Raw genomic sequence first — 18,312 nt, 5'->3', positions numbered from 1 at the left:
CGAAATAAAAATTAAAAATAATTAATGCTTGGCGTCCTGTTTAGGGTTGAATTCGGTAGCGGCTTTTTGTGATGCAGATCGCTTAAATAAAACTATTTTTTGAAGAAAACGAAAAAAGATGCACCAGAGCAAAGAAAGCGAGCCGTAAATATGCCCGTGAAATCGTAGGATTAAACGCGGTAATTATTTTAATGATAAGTTTTATCCTGCATGTTGAAATACATTTGCAGTTCACAGTAGAGAAAGTTCCAGGTCATTGTAAATTTGAATTTCTTTAATTTGTTTTATCATTTTACCGGTGATGAAGTTGACGTAACCGGTTGCCGAGGGGAGCGTCTGAATTTTTGCCGTTACGCAATGCAGGTTTCTGCACATTCTATCAACACTCACGGAAGGAGTTTACACTTACCTATGCCCGCTATCTCAGCCTCGCATCTGACCCGCGCTTGCGGTCAACACATTTTTAAACTCGATAAAAAGCAGGGAAATAAAAATAGACAGGATGAGTGGATCAACAAACTGGCGGCCCATCGTGGTGTACATGCGGAAAAAACTGCTTGCCGAAGCGATTATTTTTGCTGCCACTACCATGGTTTGTATGGGAAGCGTAACGGCGACAACCGCAAATAAAGCCGAAAGTCTTAGGCTGAAAAAAAATATCAAGATGCTGGGTAACCGCTCCCATCAGAATAACGTCGAAAGCGCTGTGCAAAAAGAAATGACCAGGCAAGGTTCAGGCGGCACGGTAGCTAAACCTGAACACCCTGCGTCACCCGCCACCTCGGCTGAACAGGCGCTAATTGTAAATACCTCCGCACCGCTACTGGCGCGCTCAGGCAGATCGCTCCCGTTACGTTCCTTTCCTCAATCCACCAGCACGATAACGCCTGCTCCACTCGATCATGTGGACATCGTCAAGTTGCCACGCTACGTGATTAAAAAAATAAACTCTTTCAACGATGCATTAGCCAGTATTAGCGAAGGTGGGGCACATCCGTTTCGATCCCTGGAGAACTTCTTAGTCAAGGTCTATAGCCTGGTAACTGATAAAGAAATTGATCACCACACCAGGACGTTATTGAATCAAATCGCTGGCGTGATTGATGATATCACTGCATTAATTCCTGACGTCAATTTAACCCGTATCCCGTTCAAAATGACGCAGATGATGTCCAAACCCGACACGCTGCCCAACGCGGATGAGTTAACCGGTATGCTGAATGATGTTAATGCGCTAAAAAGTTATCACACCCAGGAAACGTTTCCGCTTACTCATGCAAAGCCACCGAAAGGCGCAAAGTCGGGCACCCTGGCCATCACCGATCGCCACGGAAAATCGCATAGCTTGCCGGTGAGTTGGTATCAAAAAAATGACCTTCCTGACGGTGGGGAATGGAAGATTCCACTCAGAGGCTATCGTGCCAGTAAAAAAGAGATGCTGATTGAACAGAATAACGGATTATACAGCTCGCTCAATAACCATAATTTTATCAAGATAAAAAAGCACTTTTATCCGGTCGAATTTATTAAAGGGCAACCGGATAATGCTTTTATTATCAATCCGAACCAACGTAATGCGCTTCCGGTCGAACGCGTGCCAGGAAATATTCATGAATGGCGCGTGGTCCACGGCATGCGCAGTAGCAAAAAAACACCTGATACGCCAACCATTGAATGGGAACATCGCCTGGCTTCTGCCTCCACCTCGCATGATCCTGAATTGGCGGTGCCTGATGCCACCACCGGAATTGCCACCATTGACGGCGAACAATATATCAAAGGGAATTATGGTATGTATAAAATTGAATACAATAACGATATCAAATCCTATGTGGTGAAAACCGGTGATGGTCTGGATTATCCTATCTCCTTTAATAAAGACACTTTTAGTTGGGAGACGAAAATGATGCATATCCAGGCGCATCGCTATACCTCAGGCAAGTTTAAATTACTGGATAATCGCCTGAAAAAATCAATGATAGAACAAGAACTGCGCAGAAGGGACGTAAGCGAGAGGCTGCGCTATCCGGTTAAAGCCGGTGATGTGATAAAATTACAAGGGACCGAATATATTTTCGAGGCCGATGGTTTTACGGAATTACGATCGGTAAATTATAATAAATATGTTAAATTGATGCGTGGAATCAAGGGGGCGGAGCAAAATATAAAATTTGCGCTGGAAGCCATAGCCCAACCAAACCATCCTCAGGTAAAGAAAGTAATTAGCGAACATTTTTCAATTCCTGAATCGGCCATTACTAATAAGCTGATTAAGGAAGTAAAGAGTAATTTGTTGGCGCTACAATCAGGAATATTATGGTTACGCCGTGGTGAGTTCAGCATTATGACGCTGAATAATTTGCCGGGAGTGAGAGGGCGCTATGATGGCAGTTATCTTCCTGAATATAATAAAGTTGTCGTATATGATATCGCCTTCCAGGAAGGTAAAGAGGCGATTGTGCATATGATTAATCATGAAGTGTCCCACCATAGTGTCACCGATCCGGAACAGCCTTTCAGGACCACGGTAGACAGTTATTATCGCCCACGTCACCGTGGTGATAATGTTCATAAGAGTCTTACCAGGGAAGAACGTGCTGGTGTCATCTATGACGATGGTGGCGAGAATTTTATGCGCAGAATGAAAGCCGATAATTTAGGCATGGCCTGGGAGACTTATGACAATGATCCTAAATTACGTATAAGGACCGAGCTGGAAAACCCGGACTCGATTACGGACCTGAATAAGGGGTTGGCAAAAGTGGTGCATCCGCAAGAGATCCCCACAGGTGACAGAAGGAAAAGAAACGTCATCTTTGGTGGGCGATGATCACCCCATACAGCTCACGCAGGTTTTTAATAGATCTCTGCTGGCTTAGGTTTGCTGCTTCTAATCCAGGAGAACAACCATGACACTCTATCAGGAAGATTATCGCTATGCCGTTCCCGGCATCCGCAGCGTTAAGCATCTGCAAACCGGCAGCCGCCAGCAGCAGGTGCGTTATCTACCGGAGCTGGAATTACGTAACGGCACAACAGCACAACCGCTGCGGGTGATCGCAGCAGGGCACGGCCGTATCTATCGGGAAGGCAACCACGCACTGACGCACTTTAACCTTTGCGACCGGCTCGGCAGCGTCAGTGGGGTGGTGAATGTCAGCGGCAGCCTGGTCAGTCAGGAAATCGGGTATCCGTTTGGTGGCACTGCCTGCTGGTTAACCGGCGCAGAGGCGGGTGCGGCGGTTAAATTTCAGCGTTATTGTGGTAAAGAACGCGATGCCACCGGGTTGATCTTCTATGGCTGGCGTTACTTTGCCCCGTGGAAGATGCGCTGGCTGAACAGCGATCCGGCAGGAGCCATTGACGGGCTAAATCTGTTCCGTATGGTCGGCAATAATCCGCTGACCCTGGCTGACCGGGATGGAAGACTAGGGGAAGATCCGCCGGTAGCGACAACTCAGGAAACCGCGGATATGGTGCAACGTCAATCGAGGCCATCGGTAATCGTATCCCAGCCGCAACCGGTGATACAGCAAAGTGTGATCGTGTCTCCCAATAACAATCCGCAAAAAACGCAAGTGCCGCCATTGCCTTCCTTTCAGGATACTGATCTACCCCAGGCAAGTACTTCTGCTGGGGCACCCATCGCAGCGCCTGCAACCCGTGCAGATTCCCTGACGTGCCTGGAGTGTGGAAAACAATTAACCACGCACAAAAACCTGAAGAGACATGCAGTGGTCCATCAAGACCGTCAATATGAATGTGATTTTCCTGGATGTGGAAAAATATTCAAACATAACTTTCTGTTGACCAGGCATAAGCAGATTCATACTACTGTAAAGGCGTTTAAATGTGACTGGCCTGGATGTCACAGTAGCTTTAAAACCAGTGGAAATCTTAATCAACATAAAAAAATACACGAACCCGGCATAACATTTTCTTGTTCTGTGCCAGGGTGCAATAAAATCTTTCCCACTCAATATAGTTTTAATAAGCATACCAAGCGAGGGCATGTAGCGACAAATCCCGCGAGGAAACATTTTGATTATATTCAGAGTTTAACGAAGCACCTCCCGGGAAATAAACAGCAATAGAACGTATCCCGGTCAGGCGTTTTTTAGTCAGGGGTGCCTCGTTTTATCACATGTTCATGTTTTTAATAGATTAATGCTGGTTTACCTTTGCCTCCTTTTATACAGGAGAGAGTGAATGTCCCAAGTTCTTGAATATTACCGTTATGCCGTCCCCGGTGAACGCAGTATCAAACGCCAGCAAACCGGCAGCCGACAGCAACAGGTGCATTATCTACCGGGGCTGGAAGTGCGCTGTGGTATCACTCCACAACGTTTGCTGGTGATTGCGGCAGGGCATGGCCGCATCTATCGGGAACAAAACCACGCCCTGACGCACTTTAACCTCAGCGACCGGCTCGGCAGTGTCAGCGGGGTGGTGAATGCCGCCGGCAGCCTGGTCAGTCAGGAAATCGGGTATCCGTTTGGCGGCACTGCCTGCTGGCTAACCAGCGCAGAGACAGGCGCGGCGGTTAAATTTCAGCGTTATTGTGGTAAAGAACGCGATGCCACCGGGTTGATCTTCTATGGCTGGCGTTACTATGCACCCTGGCGCATGCGCTGGTTGAACAGCGATCCGGCAGGCACCGTTGACGGGCTAAATCTGTTCCGCATGGTCGGCAATAATCCGCTGACCTTATGTGATTGGGATGGAAGAGTGGGGGATCAGCCGCTGGATTTGAGTCAGAAAAGTTCGCGAAAAAGGCCGGGATCAGAGGTGCTAATGGATGGGCATCCTTCCTCGAGGTATCCAGAGCCACAATTGGCCGTATCACCGGGTACGCTGGCTTTAAATCCTGCTGCTGCCCCGGTGGCAAGTACCTCATCTGATAGAGCAACAGAAATGCCAGTCACCAGCGAAAGTCCTCTGACTTGTAAGAATTGCGGAAAAGAGTATGCGACGTCGCAGGCAATTCGGGAGCATTATCCTGAACATATCGGGGAAAAAATCATATGTCCTTTTCAAAAATGTAAGAAAGAATATAAGCAACTTGGGCAGTTGAATAAACATATCAGGTTGCATGCGCCAGTGAGAGACATCGCTTGTGAATGGCCTGGTTGCAGCAAGAGTTTTATCAGTTTATCTGCTCTCAAGACACAAATGCAGGTTCACATTCCTGGAGAAAAACATATTTGCGATGTGAATGGATGCCAGCGGCGTTTTAGCAGACAGAATGATTTGGTTAAGCACCAAAGAAAGGCACATGGAATTTCAACGGAATTTAAGTGCGATTTATGCCATAAAATCTGCAAGGGAAAACAATCTCTGGCAAATCATAAAAGGAGTAACCATCCATTTCACTAGCGTATAAACCAGGGCGGCAGCGGTCAACGCCGCCCACAAACCCGGCAACCAAAAATGGGCGAGTAACAGCGTGGTCACTGATGCCGTGTTCCGCTACAGTACCGTTATGCAAAAATGATAGCTAAAAGGCAAAGGAGAAGAGGATGCCGGAAAAGAAAGCCAAGGCCACGAAGAATGTTACACCGACCCCGCATGATCTTGCGTTTAAACAATTTCTGACCCATCCCGATACCGCACGGGATTTCATGCAACTGCACCTCCCGGCAGACCTGCAAGCCGTCTGTGACTTTACGACCCTGAAGCTGGAGTCGGGAAGTTTTGTCGAGGAAAACCTTCGTCCCTACTTCAGCGATGTGCTTTACAGTCTGAAAACCACAACCGGCGATGAAGGTTATATACATGTGCTCATTGAGCATCAGTCCACTCCGGACAAACATATGGCGTTCAGACTTTTTCGTTACGCGGTGGCTGCCATGCAGCGCCACCTCGATGCCGGGCATAAAAAGCTTCCGCTGGTGATTCCGGTATTGTTTTATACCGGCAGGCGCAGCCCTTATCCGTATTCGACTCGCTGGCTGGATGAATTCAGCGATCCGGTTCTCGCCGGAAAACTCTACAGCGGTGAATTCCCGCTGGTTGATGTGACGGTCATTCCTGATGAAGAAATCATGGGCCACCGCAGTATGGCCGCACTGACTCTGCTGCAGAAACACATTTATCAGCGCGACCTGACAGATCTGCTGGATAAGCTGGCCACTTTGCTTCTGACAGAACACATAACAGGACAGCAGCTTTCTTCGCTGATAAACTATCTTATCCAGACAGGCGAGTCGTCAGACGCAGAAGCCTTTGTACGCAATCTGGCACAGCGGGTGCCGCAACATGAGGATGAACTGATGACCATCGCGCAGCAGCTTGAACAGAAAGGTATCGAAAAGGGTATTGAACAGGGTATTGAACAGGGTATCCTGCTCGGTGAACAACGAGGTATCGAGAAAGGCAAACTCGAAGTTGCCCGTAACATGCTGCAGAATGGAATAGATCGCAATACCGTCATGAAAATGACCGGTCTGACTGAAGACGATCTGGCACAGATTCGCCACTGATCCAGTCTTCTGTGTCTTCTTCCTGCAAGTATCAGTTCCCTGGCAAAATAGTCCAACTGTATTCATAACGAGTATCGCCCCGCATCTGGAACGGAACCATTTGAACCAATCTGACAGATACCTGAATAAATAACCGGTAACTGTCAGATTAGAACTGAGCGATATCGTTCAGACCCCCTTCAGCCGTGCTTTACCCCGCGCCATCTTCTCTTCCTTGATACCAAAATAGCGCACCACCTTACGCAAATCCTCGGCATCGGATTGGTGACGTGCTTTTTCCCGCTGGTATTGTTCGGCTTCGGTCTCCAGTTGTAGGATATTGCGCCGCATGGCCGCCTCCAGCAGGCGTACATCATACACTTCCTGTGTCACCACCACCTGTTGCAGCGTGAGATGCAGCATGGCCTGATCAATGCTGAGTGACGCTTGCTTACGCACCTGTTCATTTTCAGCGATTTGGGTTTCAAGACGGGCGATGTTTTTTTGCGTTTCCTCCAGTTTTGCCAGACATTGCATTTTACGACGACAGTTCAGTTCCCCGAGTTTAGAAAAAAGCGTGCGCGACATGTAGCATCTTCTCCAGAGTGGTTTCCGGCGTTTCGCTTTCAGCAGAACCCTGCTGCAGGAAGGCCATCAGTTTGGCTTTATGCTCAATCACCTTATCGGTGAATTGATCATGGCCGGTTTGGTATTCCCCTAATTCCAGTAGCAACTGCACCTCATCCAGCCGTTGCAATGCGCGACGTAAAATGCCGGCAATCTCCTGTTGCTGCGGTGAGGTGATACGGGAATACAGGCGGCTAAGGCTGTTCAGAACATCGATGGCAGGGTAGTGATTAGCGGCGGCGAGTTTGCTGGAAAGGTAGATATGACCATCAAGGATCGAGCGGACCTCTTCACCGATAGCATCATGTCCATGTTGCGATTCGAGCAAAATAGTAAAGAAGGCGGTGATCATACCGCGATCTTTGCCAGTACCAGCACGCTCCAGTAAACGGGGCAGCTCGGCAAACACCGACGCCGGGAAACCCGATGCTGCCGCAGGTTCCCCGGATGCAAACCCCACTTCGCGCAGGGCGCGGGCATAGCGGGTAATGGAATCCATCAACAGCAGCACTTCACAACCGGCATCGCGGAAATACTCGGCAATGGTCATCGCCACCAGCGCCGCATTTTTCCGTTCAATCGGCGGCGCATCCGAGGTGGCGTACACCAGCACGGTTTTTGCGCGCTGATGGGGCTGCAACCCATGCTGGATAAAATCCTGCACTTCCCGACCACGTTCACCGATCAGCGCGATGACGATCACCTCTGCGCTGTCGCGCTGGAGTAGCGCCTGGAGCAACGATGACTTCCCCGCCCCCGCAGGAGCAAAAATGCCGACGCGCTGGCCTTTGCTACAGGTCATCAGGCCATCAATAGCCCGCACGCCAGTATAAAAGGGTTGGTTGATCGGTTTACGTCGCAGCGGATCCACCACCGCACTCTCAACCGTGCGTAATTGCGGGGTAAAGCGCGAGGGAACCGCTGGCTTGTCTGCCACCATTCGGGCGCAAAGTTCCCCGGCACCGTTATAAATGCTGCCAAGGCTTTTCTCGCCGACTTCGACACATAATGGGCGTCCGGTTGGGAACACCTGCGAGCGGCCATTCAACCCTTGCCCATCGTCGAACAAACTCACAATCGCGCAGCCGGGTTTAAAACCAATCACCTGGCCGCGTCGCCAGGTTTCCGCGCGGGCATCGGCGTGGATCAGGCAGATTTCGCCCAGCCTGACGTGCGGGAGTGGCACTTCCATAATGCCGCCCTGCACCTTAAGCGGACGGGCGTAATGTTCGATAAAGTTAAGCATGGTGTTGGCTTACCCCAGCCGACTGAAACGATCTTGCAGTCGGGTGCACAGCAGAAAAAAACTTTCCAGCAATGACTCAAAACCGTCTTCCTGTTCGAAGCAGTTTTCATCCACCAGCGCTTTCAGCTCATAACCTTCATCGCCATGCCCCAGTATCGGTTGTCCGGTAATGACGGAAGGCAGAGCCTCCTGCAATTCCAGCCATAACTCAGTTCCCCAGGAATCCAGCGTGTCACGGTTCATCCAGGTCAGACGGCTCCAGAGCCATACGCGTTCATCAATCAGCGATAAAAACATGCTCGGAATATTTTCCAGACCAATTTCAATGGTGGAGTGAGAGTCAAATTGAAATTCTTCGCCTTTATAACCCATTTTATCTAACGAACGACGTAACATCTCTGCGAGATCAAATTGCATTGCTTTTCCTTATTCGTAGTGGCGCGATGGATTGCGCAAGGTTGGTTTTACAATAAATTTGCGGGTGAAAAGGTGTTAACTGCTTTGTATATCCAGTTTGCCAGACAAGCCGGGGCGCAAATGAAAAGGCTGTGCGTTGTAATACTGGTCCACGCATGACTGGAGATCGCCCGCCAGTGAACTTTGCACCCGAATGGATTGCCCGGAGATACGCCAGGTGACCTGTGCCGATCTATCATCAGACCAGCGGTAATAAACCTGTGGCAGCATGCAACGAAGAATCACCTGCTGGATTTGCGCAGTAATTTGCGGGTCATAGGTTTGATTACCAGGTTCGTCCACCATGGGCTTATGAGATGAACAGGCTGAAAGCAGCACGCAACATAAAAAAACCATAAAAAGAGTATTTTTCATTGGATATCTTTTATTTTCAGTTTGTCCGATTATTCGCCGCACAATTATAAATAACTGCCGTTAAATCAATCTGATATTACCCTGATAATTGGCCGTGCAGGCTTGTGGCGCATTTCTGAAAATTTACTATGGCGTGCTCAATCCCGCAAAAAGTCAGCCAATAATATGCAGCCGAGAAAATTAACCACTTTCACCGCCAATGATGGGCCAGTGATCAAAGCCGCCAATGCTCCGCGTCCTGCGCTTGAAGATGCGCTGGATCACTTCAAGCGTTACCTCTCACGCCAGCTCCGTAACCAGGATAAACAGGTCGAGGATCGCTATCAGAAAGGCTTTGAACAGGGCAGGAGAGAGGGCTTCCGCCAGGTGCTGGCGCAGGTGCCGGACACTATCGTGCAACAGCAGCAACTGATGGAAAACTGGTTAAGCTGGCTGAAGACTGAGTTGGAACAACGGTTGCCGAGTTTGCTGATGACACCGGTCGCGCTCGATAACTTTATCAGAACACTGACGCGGGAATTTGCCATCACAGAAGCCACGCTGTGGTTGCCGCGCAATGTGGCCGAGGAAGCCGGTGCGCTTGAGCAACGTTGTCAGGCTTTAGGCATCACGCGCTTTACCCTCAAAATTCACGAGCAAAAGCAGCTGTTCCGGTTGGAAGCGGGGCCAATGGTCTGGGTGTTTGATGCGCGCAAACAGGTGATGCAGCAGGTGGTCTGGCAACTTGGTAAACCGGGACAGTAGCGGTATTTCGTTGATCAGTCGTTACGGGGGAATAATGCGCATTCACATTTTTAAATCAGTTTAATTTCAGTTTTTCATGATTTATTCGCAGCATTATCACTCCGCACATATAGTCCGTTTCCCCGCGTTTCGGAACAATCCTAAAACTCTGTCGTGAGGCTCATTTAACGCCAGCCACGACCCTTTGTTTTATGGATTGAGTATTAGATTATGACGGAACATACGATCTCTCCCAGGCTGCGCTGGCAAACCCTTTTTGTCTTATTTCATTATCTGTTTTCCCTGCTGTTTTTTTCCTTACCTGCGCATGCCTTGAATTCGGGAGAGAGCGGTTCACTGTCAAACGTGGCGACCACGGAAGCATCGCCGCTGCGTGACCAGATGGCGCAATTTTGGGGTTCCGCACAACACAGCAACGCCAGTGATGCAGCGCGTGGCGTGGCAAACAGCGCAGTCAACAGCGCGCTGACCGCCGAGGTCGAAGACTGGCTCAATCTGGGGGGCGGCAAAGCGAAAGTCACCCTCGACACCGGTATTTCCGGCAATCATAACCGTGATATTGGCGTGGATTATTTCTGGCCGTTGCTGGATACAGAAAACAGCACGTTGTTTACCCAGCTCAGCTTCCATCGCTGGAACGACCGTAACCAGGTCAATGTCGGACTGGGGTATCGCCATGATCTGAACGAGCACTGGATGGCTGGCGGCAACCTTTTTTATGACCGTGATCTGAGCCGTCGGCATAACCGTCTTGGCGTGGGCGGTGAGTTATGGGGGGAGGGGCTGCGTACCGCGCTCAACTATTACCATCCGCTCAGCGACTGGCGTCTTTCACACGACAACACCTTTAATGACGATCCGTTGTTTTACGATTTATATGAACGCGCGGCGCGCGGCTGGGATCTGTCAGTTGAAACGGCGATCAGTCAGCATGTTGGGGTAAAAGGCACCTGGTTTCAGTGGTATGGCGACAAAGTGGATGTCACCGGGGCACGCAGCCAGGCGAGCCGCGATCCTCACGGTGTGACCCTGGGCGCCAACTGGCAGCCGGTGCCGCTGCTGGCGTTCAACGCTGACCATAGCGTGATCAGCGGGCAGGACGATGATACCCGTCTTGGTCTCAACCTTAACTGGCAGTTTGGCAAAACGCTGGCGCAGATGCTCGATCCCGCCGCCGCCTCGGCGTTGTCATCACTGAAAGGCGCACGTCATGATTTCGTCAATCGTAACAACAACATCGTGCTGGCCTATCAACAGCGTGAGAAAAATCTGCACCTGTATTTTGAACCCACCTCGTTGACCACCAAAGCGGGCAGCACCCCGTTCACGCACGCGGTAAAAGGGGGGCGAGGCGGTTTTATTGTCTATCATTCCAACCAGCCGGATATCGCGCAGGTCGTTAATGAACAGGCGGGCACCGTTGCCTCGCTGAGACGCGGTGAGGTCATCATTTCGGCGGAAGAGTATCAGGACGCCAGCCGGCAAAAACTTTACGACCGTGCTGAATATCGCCTCACCATCCAGCCTGGCGATTTTGCCCCGTCGGTGACGGAGGTGCGTATCGAGGGCGAGGCCGCGATTGGCAGCACCCTCAATGGCAGCTACACCTGGATCAGCAATGAAGGTGAAGACGAGGGGAAAACCGTCCAGCGCTGGTATCGCCAGCATGCACCGGAGGATGTACTGTCCACCAGCCATCAATACCAGCAGACGGCAGCGGATGTTGGCAGAACCCTGGTATATGAAGTGACGCCGGTGAACAAGGCGGGCTTGCGCGGCCAACCGGGTAGTGCACAGCAGGACGGCCCACAGTTAACGCTGAATAACCTCGAGATGGCCCTGTTGCAGGGCGGTGGTGAGCAGCAGGCCAATGGTCAGATAAGATTCAAAGCGGGTGAAACCGGCATGTTGTTGTTTGAGGCCACGGTGCTGGATCAAGACGGCAAGCCGGTAGCGGATCAGCCGGTGTACTGGTCGCACAGTAATCCGAACCTGGGCAAGCTGGATGAAACCCGGCAGATGACCAACAGCAAAGGGCAGTCGTTGGTGAAATTCAGCGATATCACGCGTGGTGGGGATGACGTGATCGTTGCTTCGCTGTTGCCGGAAGCGGGTGTCGCCAGGACCTTAGCGGCGGCGGAAAACACCCATACCAAAACGCTGCCATTAAGCATCAGCTTCAGCACGCTCAGCAACGTAACGATTGTCAACCCGCCGCAAAAAGTGACGGTAGGGGCGAATACCGATTTCACGGTGCTGGTGACCGATGAGGAGCATCAGGCGCTGGAGAATGTGTCGTTACAGATCACCAGTCAGGGGGACACCCGTACCCATAACACCGGGAAAGACGGTAAAGCGACCTTTACCCTGACGGCACCGCTCAGCACCGATCCGGCGCAATGGACGGTAAGCGCTGTGTTAACGGAGAACAGCGAGAAAGGCGATCAAGCGCAAATTGGCTTGCTGGCGGATAGCGCCAGCGCGCAGGTCATCAGGCTGATAGCCAATCCGTCCACCGCAGTGGTGGGGGCGAAGGTGGTGCTCACCGCCAGTGTGAGGGATAAACACGGTAACCCGCTGCCTGGAGCCGAGGTGGCATTCCTCAGCGCCGCGACCGATGGCACGCTGCTGACGAAGCAGGCTACCAATGAGGAAGGCGTGGCGGCCTTCCCGGACTATAGCCAGACAGAGGCGCAGGAATTCCATCCGGCGGCGCGGGTCGGTGCCGGCCCACTGAAAGCAACCACCGTCACCTTCACCGCAGATAAAGTGAAAACGCTGACACTGCAACCTAACTTCAGCGGTGAGTTGTTGGCGGATGGCAGCACGGTGAGCTGGACGGCAACGGCGAAGGATGCGCACAACAACCCGGTGCCCGAAGCCGCACTGCTCTGGAATGTTATCGGCCCAACAGGGAAGATCACCCCGGAAAAAGACGACATCACCAACGATAAGGGGCAGGCGCTGGTGACGTTCGCGCTGCCGCAAACTCAGGGCAATCTAAAAGTCGAAGTGGCATCGGGCAATGCTAAACAGCAAGATAACGTCCCACTGTCTCCAGTGCTTATGTTGGCTGCGCTCGAGCCGAGTAGCAACCAACCGCTGGTGGGCAGCCAGATCACGCTGACGGCGCGTGTCACCAATCTCACGGGTGATCCGCTGGAAAATGTGCTGGTGGACTTCACCAACAACCAGAATGCGCGGATGACGGAAAAAAGTGGCGTCAGGACGGATATCAACGGCCTGGCGCAGGCAGCACTGGAAATTGTTCAAGGCCAGGAACAGGGAGCGGCGGGCGACTACGAGGTTAAAGCCACCCTGGCGGCGAAACCGTCAGAAAATAAAACCACCACGGTAAGCTGGCAGATTGACAATGCTGCGGCGCGCGTCACCCAGCTCCACGCCAGTCCGGGCAGCGCGTTGGTGGGCAGCAAGGTGCAACTGACGGCAACGGTGAAGGATACCTTCGGTAACCCGGTGAAGGGGGCGCAGGTGGAATTCCTTAGCGCCGCCGGCAAGGGTGCCGTGCTGGCCACTCTCCCCAGCAATGAGCAGGGACTGGCCGTCTGGGACGACTATTCCCAGACTATCGCGCAGGTGTACCAACCAGCGGCGCGCGTGGTCGATGGTGCGGCACAGGAAACCCGCGTCACCTTCACGGCGGAGGCTGTTGCCAGCCTGACGTTAACACCGGATTTCAACGGCGATCTGCTGGCAGATGGTGTGACCGAAGCGAGCTGGACGGTCACGGCGCAGGATAAGTACCAAAATCGGGTGCCGCAAGCCGCGCTGACGTGGCAAGTGAGCGGTCCGGGCGGTGACATCTCACCACAGAAAAAAGATGAAAAGACCCAGGCCAACGGCACAGGTCAGGTGACGGTCGTCCTGCCGCAAAAGCACGGGGCATTAAGGCTTGAAGTCGCGTCAGGGGCAGAGAAAACAGAAGACAGTGTGTTACTGCAACCGGTGCTGACGCTGAAATCACTGACGGCGGATAATCCGTATCCGCGCATCGGTGGTCAGGTAACGATGACCGCGCAGGTGACCAACCTGGCGGGTGATCCGCTGGAAAACGTGCTGGTGGACTTTACCAACAGCCGCAACAGCCAGATGACGGAACAGCGCGGGGTTAAAACCAACGCCAGCGGCGTCTCGGAAGCTATCCTGCTCATCATCGCTGGTCAGGAACTGGGCGCCGCCGGTCACTATGACGTGACCGCCACCCTGCCAGAGAAAACCTCGGAGACGAAGACCGAAACAGTGACCTGGCAGGTTGATACGGCGGATGCCAAAGTGACTGAGTTGCAAGCCAGCCCGACCTCAACGGAAGTGGGGAGCAAGGTTCAGCTGACGGCAACGGTGCAGGATGCGTTCGGCAATCGGGTGAGCAATGCGCAGGTGGAGTTCCTGAGCGCCGCCGCCAATGGTGACGTGCTGACCACCCTCGCTACCAACGATCAGGGCGTTGTCACCTATGCGGATTACAGCCAGAAAGTGGCGACCAGTTATTATCCGGCGGCGCGTGTGGTGGGCGGCACGGCGATGGCTACGCGCGTGACCTTTAATCCGGGGGCGGTGAAAACGCTGGAACTGCAACCTGACTTCACGGGTGATTTGCAGGCGGATGGCAGCAGCCAGGCAAGCTGGACGGTGACGGCACAGGATGCACATGGCAATTTGGTGCCTGACGCCGCGCTGAGTTGGGAAATCATCGGCCCGACGGGCAACCTCACGCCGTCGAAGGATGACAAGACCAACGCGCAGGGCAAGGGACGGTCGACGGTAACCTTGCCGGGGGAGCAGGGCGAGCTCAAAATCACCGTGAAATCGGGCAATGCGCAGGATGACGACAGTGTCACCCTGCTGCCGGTGCTGAAGCTACAATCGCTGGTTCCCGATACCGATCAACCGGTGGTGGGGGGCAGCGTCACGCTTACCGCGAAAGTGGTCAACCAGGCGGGCACGGCGTTGGCAAACGTGATGGTGAATTTCACCCATGATCATAAGGGCGTGATGGAAACCGCCCCAAACATAAAAACCGACCGTCACGGTGAGGCAAAGGCCACGCTGAAGATCCTGACAGGTAAGGAGCTGGGCGCACCGGGCAACTATATCGTTGAGGCGACCCTACAGGACAAAACCTCGGAGTACAAACAGGCGACGGTGAGCTGGTTACCGGGCACCGGCCAGGTGACGACGTTAACCGCAAACCCGACTGCCGCAGCGGTGGGTACTGACGTGCAGTTGACGGCGACGGTTCAGGATCAGTTCGGTAACAAGGTGCACAATGCTGCGGTGAATTTCCTCGACAGTGTGGCGGGTAGCCCACTCGGTGACGCGGTGAACAGCGATGCTCAGGGTGTCTCAACCTTCACTTATCAGCAGCCGACAGCAGGTGCCTATCGCCCGGCAGCACTGGTGGGTAACAACGGCGGCAAGGATACGCCAGTCAGTTTCTGGGGAACGCCATCTATTGAGTCGGTCAGTGTCACGCCGGAGGGTGGCGTGGTGCCGGGCACGGCATTAACTGCCACCCCGCAGGGATTCAATGCGCAGGGCACCGGTGAGGATGATTCCAGATATCAATGGTATTACCGCCGAGGAAGCCAGGAGTGGCAACAGATTAATAAAGCGACGGACAAAATCTTCGCACCGACGGCCAGCTATGTGGGACTTAAGGTGCGGGCAGGCGTGAAGCCGAAAGGCAGTCAGCAAATCATCGAAGGCGAGGAAAAATATAGCGATGCGGTGTCCGTCTACGGTACGCCATCCATCGAATCGGTTAGCGTGACGCCAGCGGGCGACGCCCAGGCCGGTGCCACCCTCACCGCCACCCTCAAAGGTTTTGATGCCCAGGGGACCGGCGAGGACAGTTCGACCTACCAATGGTACTACCGGAAGGGCAGTAATACGGACTGGAAAGCGATCAATGGCGCGACCGGCAAGACCTTCCCGACGCTGACCTCGAATGCGGGTATGGAAATCCGGGTGGTTGTGACGCCGAAAGGCAGCCTGAGCGAGGTTGAAGGGGTACCGAAGGAGAGCAATGCGGTTCAGCTGTACGGTAAACCTACCATCACGGCGGTGGCGGTCACACCGCATGGCTCGGTAAGAGTGAACAATCCACTGACCGCCACCTGGCAGGGTTTTAATGCGCAGGGTACTGGTGAAGATGCGTCGCGATTGCAGTGGTACTACCGTGAGTCAACCACAGCGGGTTGGATCGCCATCGACAAAGCCAACGGAAAAGCCTATACGCCGGATAACGTCCGTATCGGTCAGCAGGTGCGCGTCGGCGTAACACCGAAAGGCAGCGACCAGGCGGTAGAGGGCACTGAAATCTACAGTGATCCGATCAGCGTATACAGCATGCCGTCTATTCAGTCGGTTACGGTGACACCGTCCGGGAGTGTGGCGCAGAGCCAGACGCTGACAGCCACCATCAATGGTTTTAACGCGCAGGGCACGGGTAACAATGCGTCTTTGTATCAGTGGTACTCCCGCCCGAGTTCGGATCAGGGGTGGACAAAGATCGACAAAGCGGAACAGCAAACTTTTGCTCTCGGTAACATCCAGCCAGGCGCTCAGGTACGCGTTGGCGTGACGCCGAAGGGCAGCGAGCAGGTGATCACCGGTGTGACGCAATACAGCGATGCGGTCAGCGTGTATGGGAAGCCCAGCATAGCGTCGGTGACCGTTGCTCCGGGGAGCACCGTGGCACCGAATAGAGCACTGACTGCCACCATTAATGGTTTTAATGCGCAGGGCACCGGAAGCAACGCATCGACCTGGCAGTGGTACTGGCGAGGTCCGGGTGACAGCAAATGGACCAAGGCGGGACGGTTCGATGCCACACAGCAGGTCTTCACGCCTGATGCCTCCTATGACGGTTACGAGGTTCTGGTCGGCGTAACACCTAAAGGCAGTGAGCAGGCCCAGAAAGGCGACGAAGTCTTCAGTAATGTTGTCAAAATACAGGAACCGGTGACTTACAAGATCACGCGTATTAAACATTATTATTTCAACAATTTTGTCGCCCCTTGGGTCTATGAACCGGTGGTAAAAGTTGAAAACAACAAAGGGCAGCCGGTGTCAGGTGTGGAAATCTGTTTTAAAATTTATCGCGGTTCGATACCGATGCCTGATGGAGTGCCGACTTTACCCTCGCAGGCTGACATGCGCAAAATGACGGGCAGTGATGGTGTCACTGAAATTGAGCGAGTAACGGGTTCGGGAACTCAGAAAGTCCATTTCCGCGCATGGATCTGTTCAACCAATAAACTGCCGACCAGTTCCGCCTATATGGGCGGTGGCAATAAAGATTGGTACGACGCACCAACTGACTGGCAAACCGTGGTTTCAGCCAATTGAGTTATTGCGATTGAGCGTTCTTTAGCAGCGCCGTCCGGCGGGGCGGCGCTGTTTAACATGACGTGATAATCCGGTTTGATATGCAGAAATATTTGGCATATGCTTAAGCATATGTTTTGTTGAGGTGGTATCATGGAAAAAACAGCTAAGATTTTCAAAAATGGCAGAAACCAGGCTGTTCGGCTGCCAGTGCAATTTGAATTCGACACCGATACCGTATACATCCGCCAGGAGGAGAACGGAGACGTAATCATTTCCCGTTATCCCTCCCGGCAGGATAACTGGGACCAATTCCTCTGCGACTTAGAGACCACGCATTTCCCTGATGATTTTTTAAGTGAGTTAGAGCGTAACCAGGAAAGTCATGTACGCGATCCGTTTACCAAGGATCACTAATTAATGTATATGCTTGATACCAATACCGTCAGCCATCTCTTGCGTCAGAACGACAATGTTATTAAGAAGCTAAAAACTATCCCACCAGCCCAAGTCAGCATTTCCAGCATTACTGAGGCAGAGCTGCGTTATGGTGTGGCGAAGAGGCAAAGTAAAGCATTAGAAAAAATAGTTGATGCATTTTTGAAGAAAGTTACCGTGCACAGCTGGGACAGTAAGGCGGCGGAGACTTATGGTGAGTTACGTGCTGCCATGGAAAAAAGTGGGCGTGTTATGGGAACAATGGATCAACTGATTGCTGCCCATGCTGTCAGTAAAGGATTGACTGTCATTACCAGTGACGTTGCCTTCTTGATGACGCCAGGGCTGCACGTGGAAGATTGGAAAAATCCACAGCACACCTAACCTGAGTTTTATGTAAATCGGGGACAAAGTTGCATACGCTTGCAACTCTGGAGACAGCTGTTACCTGATTTGCACGAATTGGTAACGGCGCGATTTATCGCGCGTTTTTCAGTCATTTCATGGCACACCAAACCCACGCGATAAATTGCGCCGCAAACGGTCTACGCAAGAAATAGTCAGCAGGATTCAGGATGTTCTATAGGAATTTCTCAGCATAACTTCAGCATATTC

The 18,312-nt window shown here is 52.4% G+C and carries 12 protein-coding genes; 8 read left to right on the top strand and 4 right to left on the bottom strand.

Annotated elements, in window-relative coordinates; all coding sequences use genetic code 11:
• Window positions 1–502 precede the first annotated feature (502 nt).
• From AC6I8W_RS24810 to AC6I8W_RS24795, 4 genes are all read left to right on the top strand, one after another.
• A complete protein-coding gene (locus AC6I8W_RS24810) occupies window positions 503–2,830 on the top strand; it encodes a hypothetical protein (protein ID WP_497838898.1) in 2,328 nt (775 codons plus the stop codon).
• A gap of 79 nt (window positions 2,831–2,909) precedes the next feature.
• Window positions 2,910–4,094 (top strand): RHS repeat-associated core domain-containing protein, encoded by a 1,185-nt coding sequence (locus tag AC6I8W_RS24805; protein ID WP_497838897.1) that lies wholly within the window; start codon window positions 2,910–2,912, stop codon window positions 4,092–4,094.
• Window positions 4,095–4,209: 115 nt separating this feature from the next.
• Complete coding sequence (locus tag AC6I8W_RS24800; protein ID WP_497838896.1) at window positions 4,210–5,376, top strand: RHS repeat-associated core domain-containing protein; 1,167 nt, start codon at window positions 4,210–4,212, stop codon at window positions 5,374–5,376.
• A 143-nt stretch (window positions 5,377–5,519) separates the two neighbouring features.
• Window positions 5,520–6,482 carry an Rpn family recombination-promoting nuclease/putative transposase gene (locus AC6I8W_RS24795; protein WP_497838895.1) on the top strand — a complete coding sequence of 321 codons (963 nt, stop codon included), beginning with the start codon at window positions 5,520–5,522 and terminating at the stop codon, window positions 6,480–6,482.
• 168 nt (window positions 6,483–6,650) lie between these two features.
• Here the strand turns inward: AC6I8W_RS24795 and AC6I8W_RS24790 are convergent, their stop codons facing one another.
• From AC6I8W_RS24790 to AC6I8W_RS24775, 4 genes are all read right to left on the bottom strand, one after another.
• A complete protein-coding gene (locus AC6I8W_RS24790) occupies window positions 6,651–7,049 on the bottom strand; it encodes a hypothetical protein (RefSeq protein ID WP_497838894.1) in 399 nt (132 codons plus the stop codon).
• Complete coding sequence (locus tag AC6I8W_RS24785; protein ID WP_497838893.1) at window positions 7,027–8,334, bottom strand: FliI/YscN family ATPase; 1,308 nt, start codon at window positions 8,332–8,334, stop codon at window positions 7,027–7,029. The genes AC6I8W_RS24790 and AC6I8W_RS24785 overlap by 23 nt, the downstream gene beginning before the upstream one ends.
• A 9-nt stretch (window positions 8,335–8,343) precedes the next feature.
• A complete protein-coding gene (locus tag AC6I8W_RS24780) occupies window positions 8,344–8,751 on the bottom strand; it encodes an InvB/SpaK family type III secretion system chaperone (RefSeq protein WP_497838892.1) in 408 nt (135 codons plus the stop codon).
• A 75-nt stretch (window positions 8,752–8,826) separates the two neighbouring features.
• Complete coding sequence (locus AC6I8W_RS24775) at window positions 8,827–9,096, bottom strand: hypothetical protein (RefSeq protein WP_497838891.1); 270 nt, start codon at window positions 9,094–9,096, stop codon at window positions 8,827–8,829.
• A gap of 234 nt (window positions 9,097–9,330) precedes the next feature.
• Between AC6I8W_RS24775 and AC6I8W_RS24770 the strand changes: the two genes are divergently transcribed.
• From AC6I8W_RS24770 to AC6I8W_RS24755, 4 genes are all read left to right on the top strand, one after another.
• Entirely contained in the window at window positions 9,331–9,909 is a 579-nt protein-coding gene (locus AC6I8W_RS24770) for a hypothetical protein (protein ID WP_497838890.1), read from the top strand.
• A 210-nt stretch (window positions 9,910–10,119) separates the two neighbouring features.
• Entirely contained in the window at window positions 10,120–17,280 is a 7,161-nt protein-coding gene (locus tag AC6I8W_RS24765) for an inverse autotransporter beta domain-containing protein (RefSeq protein ID WP_497838889.1), read from the top strand.
• 132 nt (window positions 17,281–17,412) lie between these two features.
• Window positions 17,413–17,676 (top strand): antitoxin, encoded by a 264-nt coding sequence (locus tag AC6I8W_RS24760; protein ID WP_497838888.1) that lies wholly within the window; start codon window positions 17,413–17,415, stop codon window positions 17,674–17,676.
• Between the two features lie 3 nt (window positions 17,677–17,679).
• Window positions 17,680–18,081 carry a type II toxin-antitoxin system VapC family toxin gene (locus AC6I8W_RS24755; RefSeq protein WP_497838887.1) on the top strand — a complete coding sequence of 134 codons (402 nt, stop codon included), beginning with the start codon at window positions 17,680–17,682 and terminating at the stop codon, window positions 18,079–18,081.
• The last annotated feature ends 231 nt before the right edge of the window (window positions 18,082–18,312 follow it).

The organism is Pantoea sp. X-Soil-TKNS-1211, from assembly GCF_059730495.1.
The sequence above is the reverse complement of the archived record's forward strand: the minus strand, read 5'-3'. Positions and strand labels throughout refer to the sequence as shown.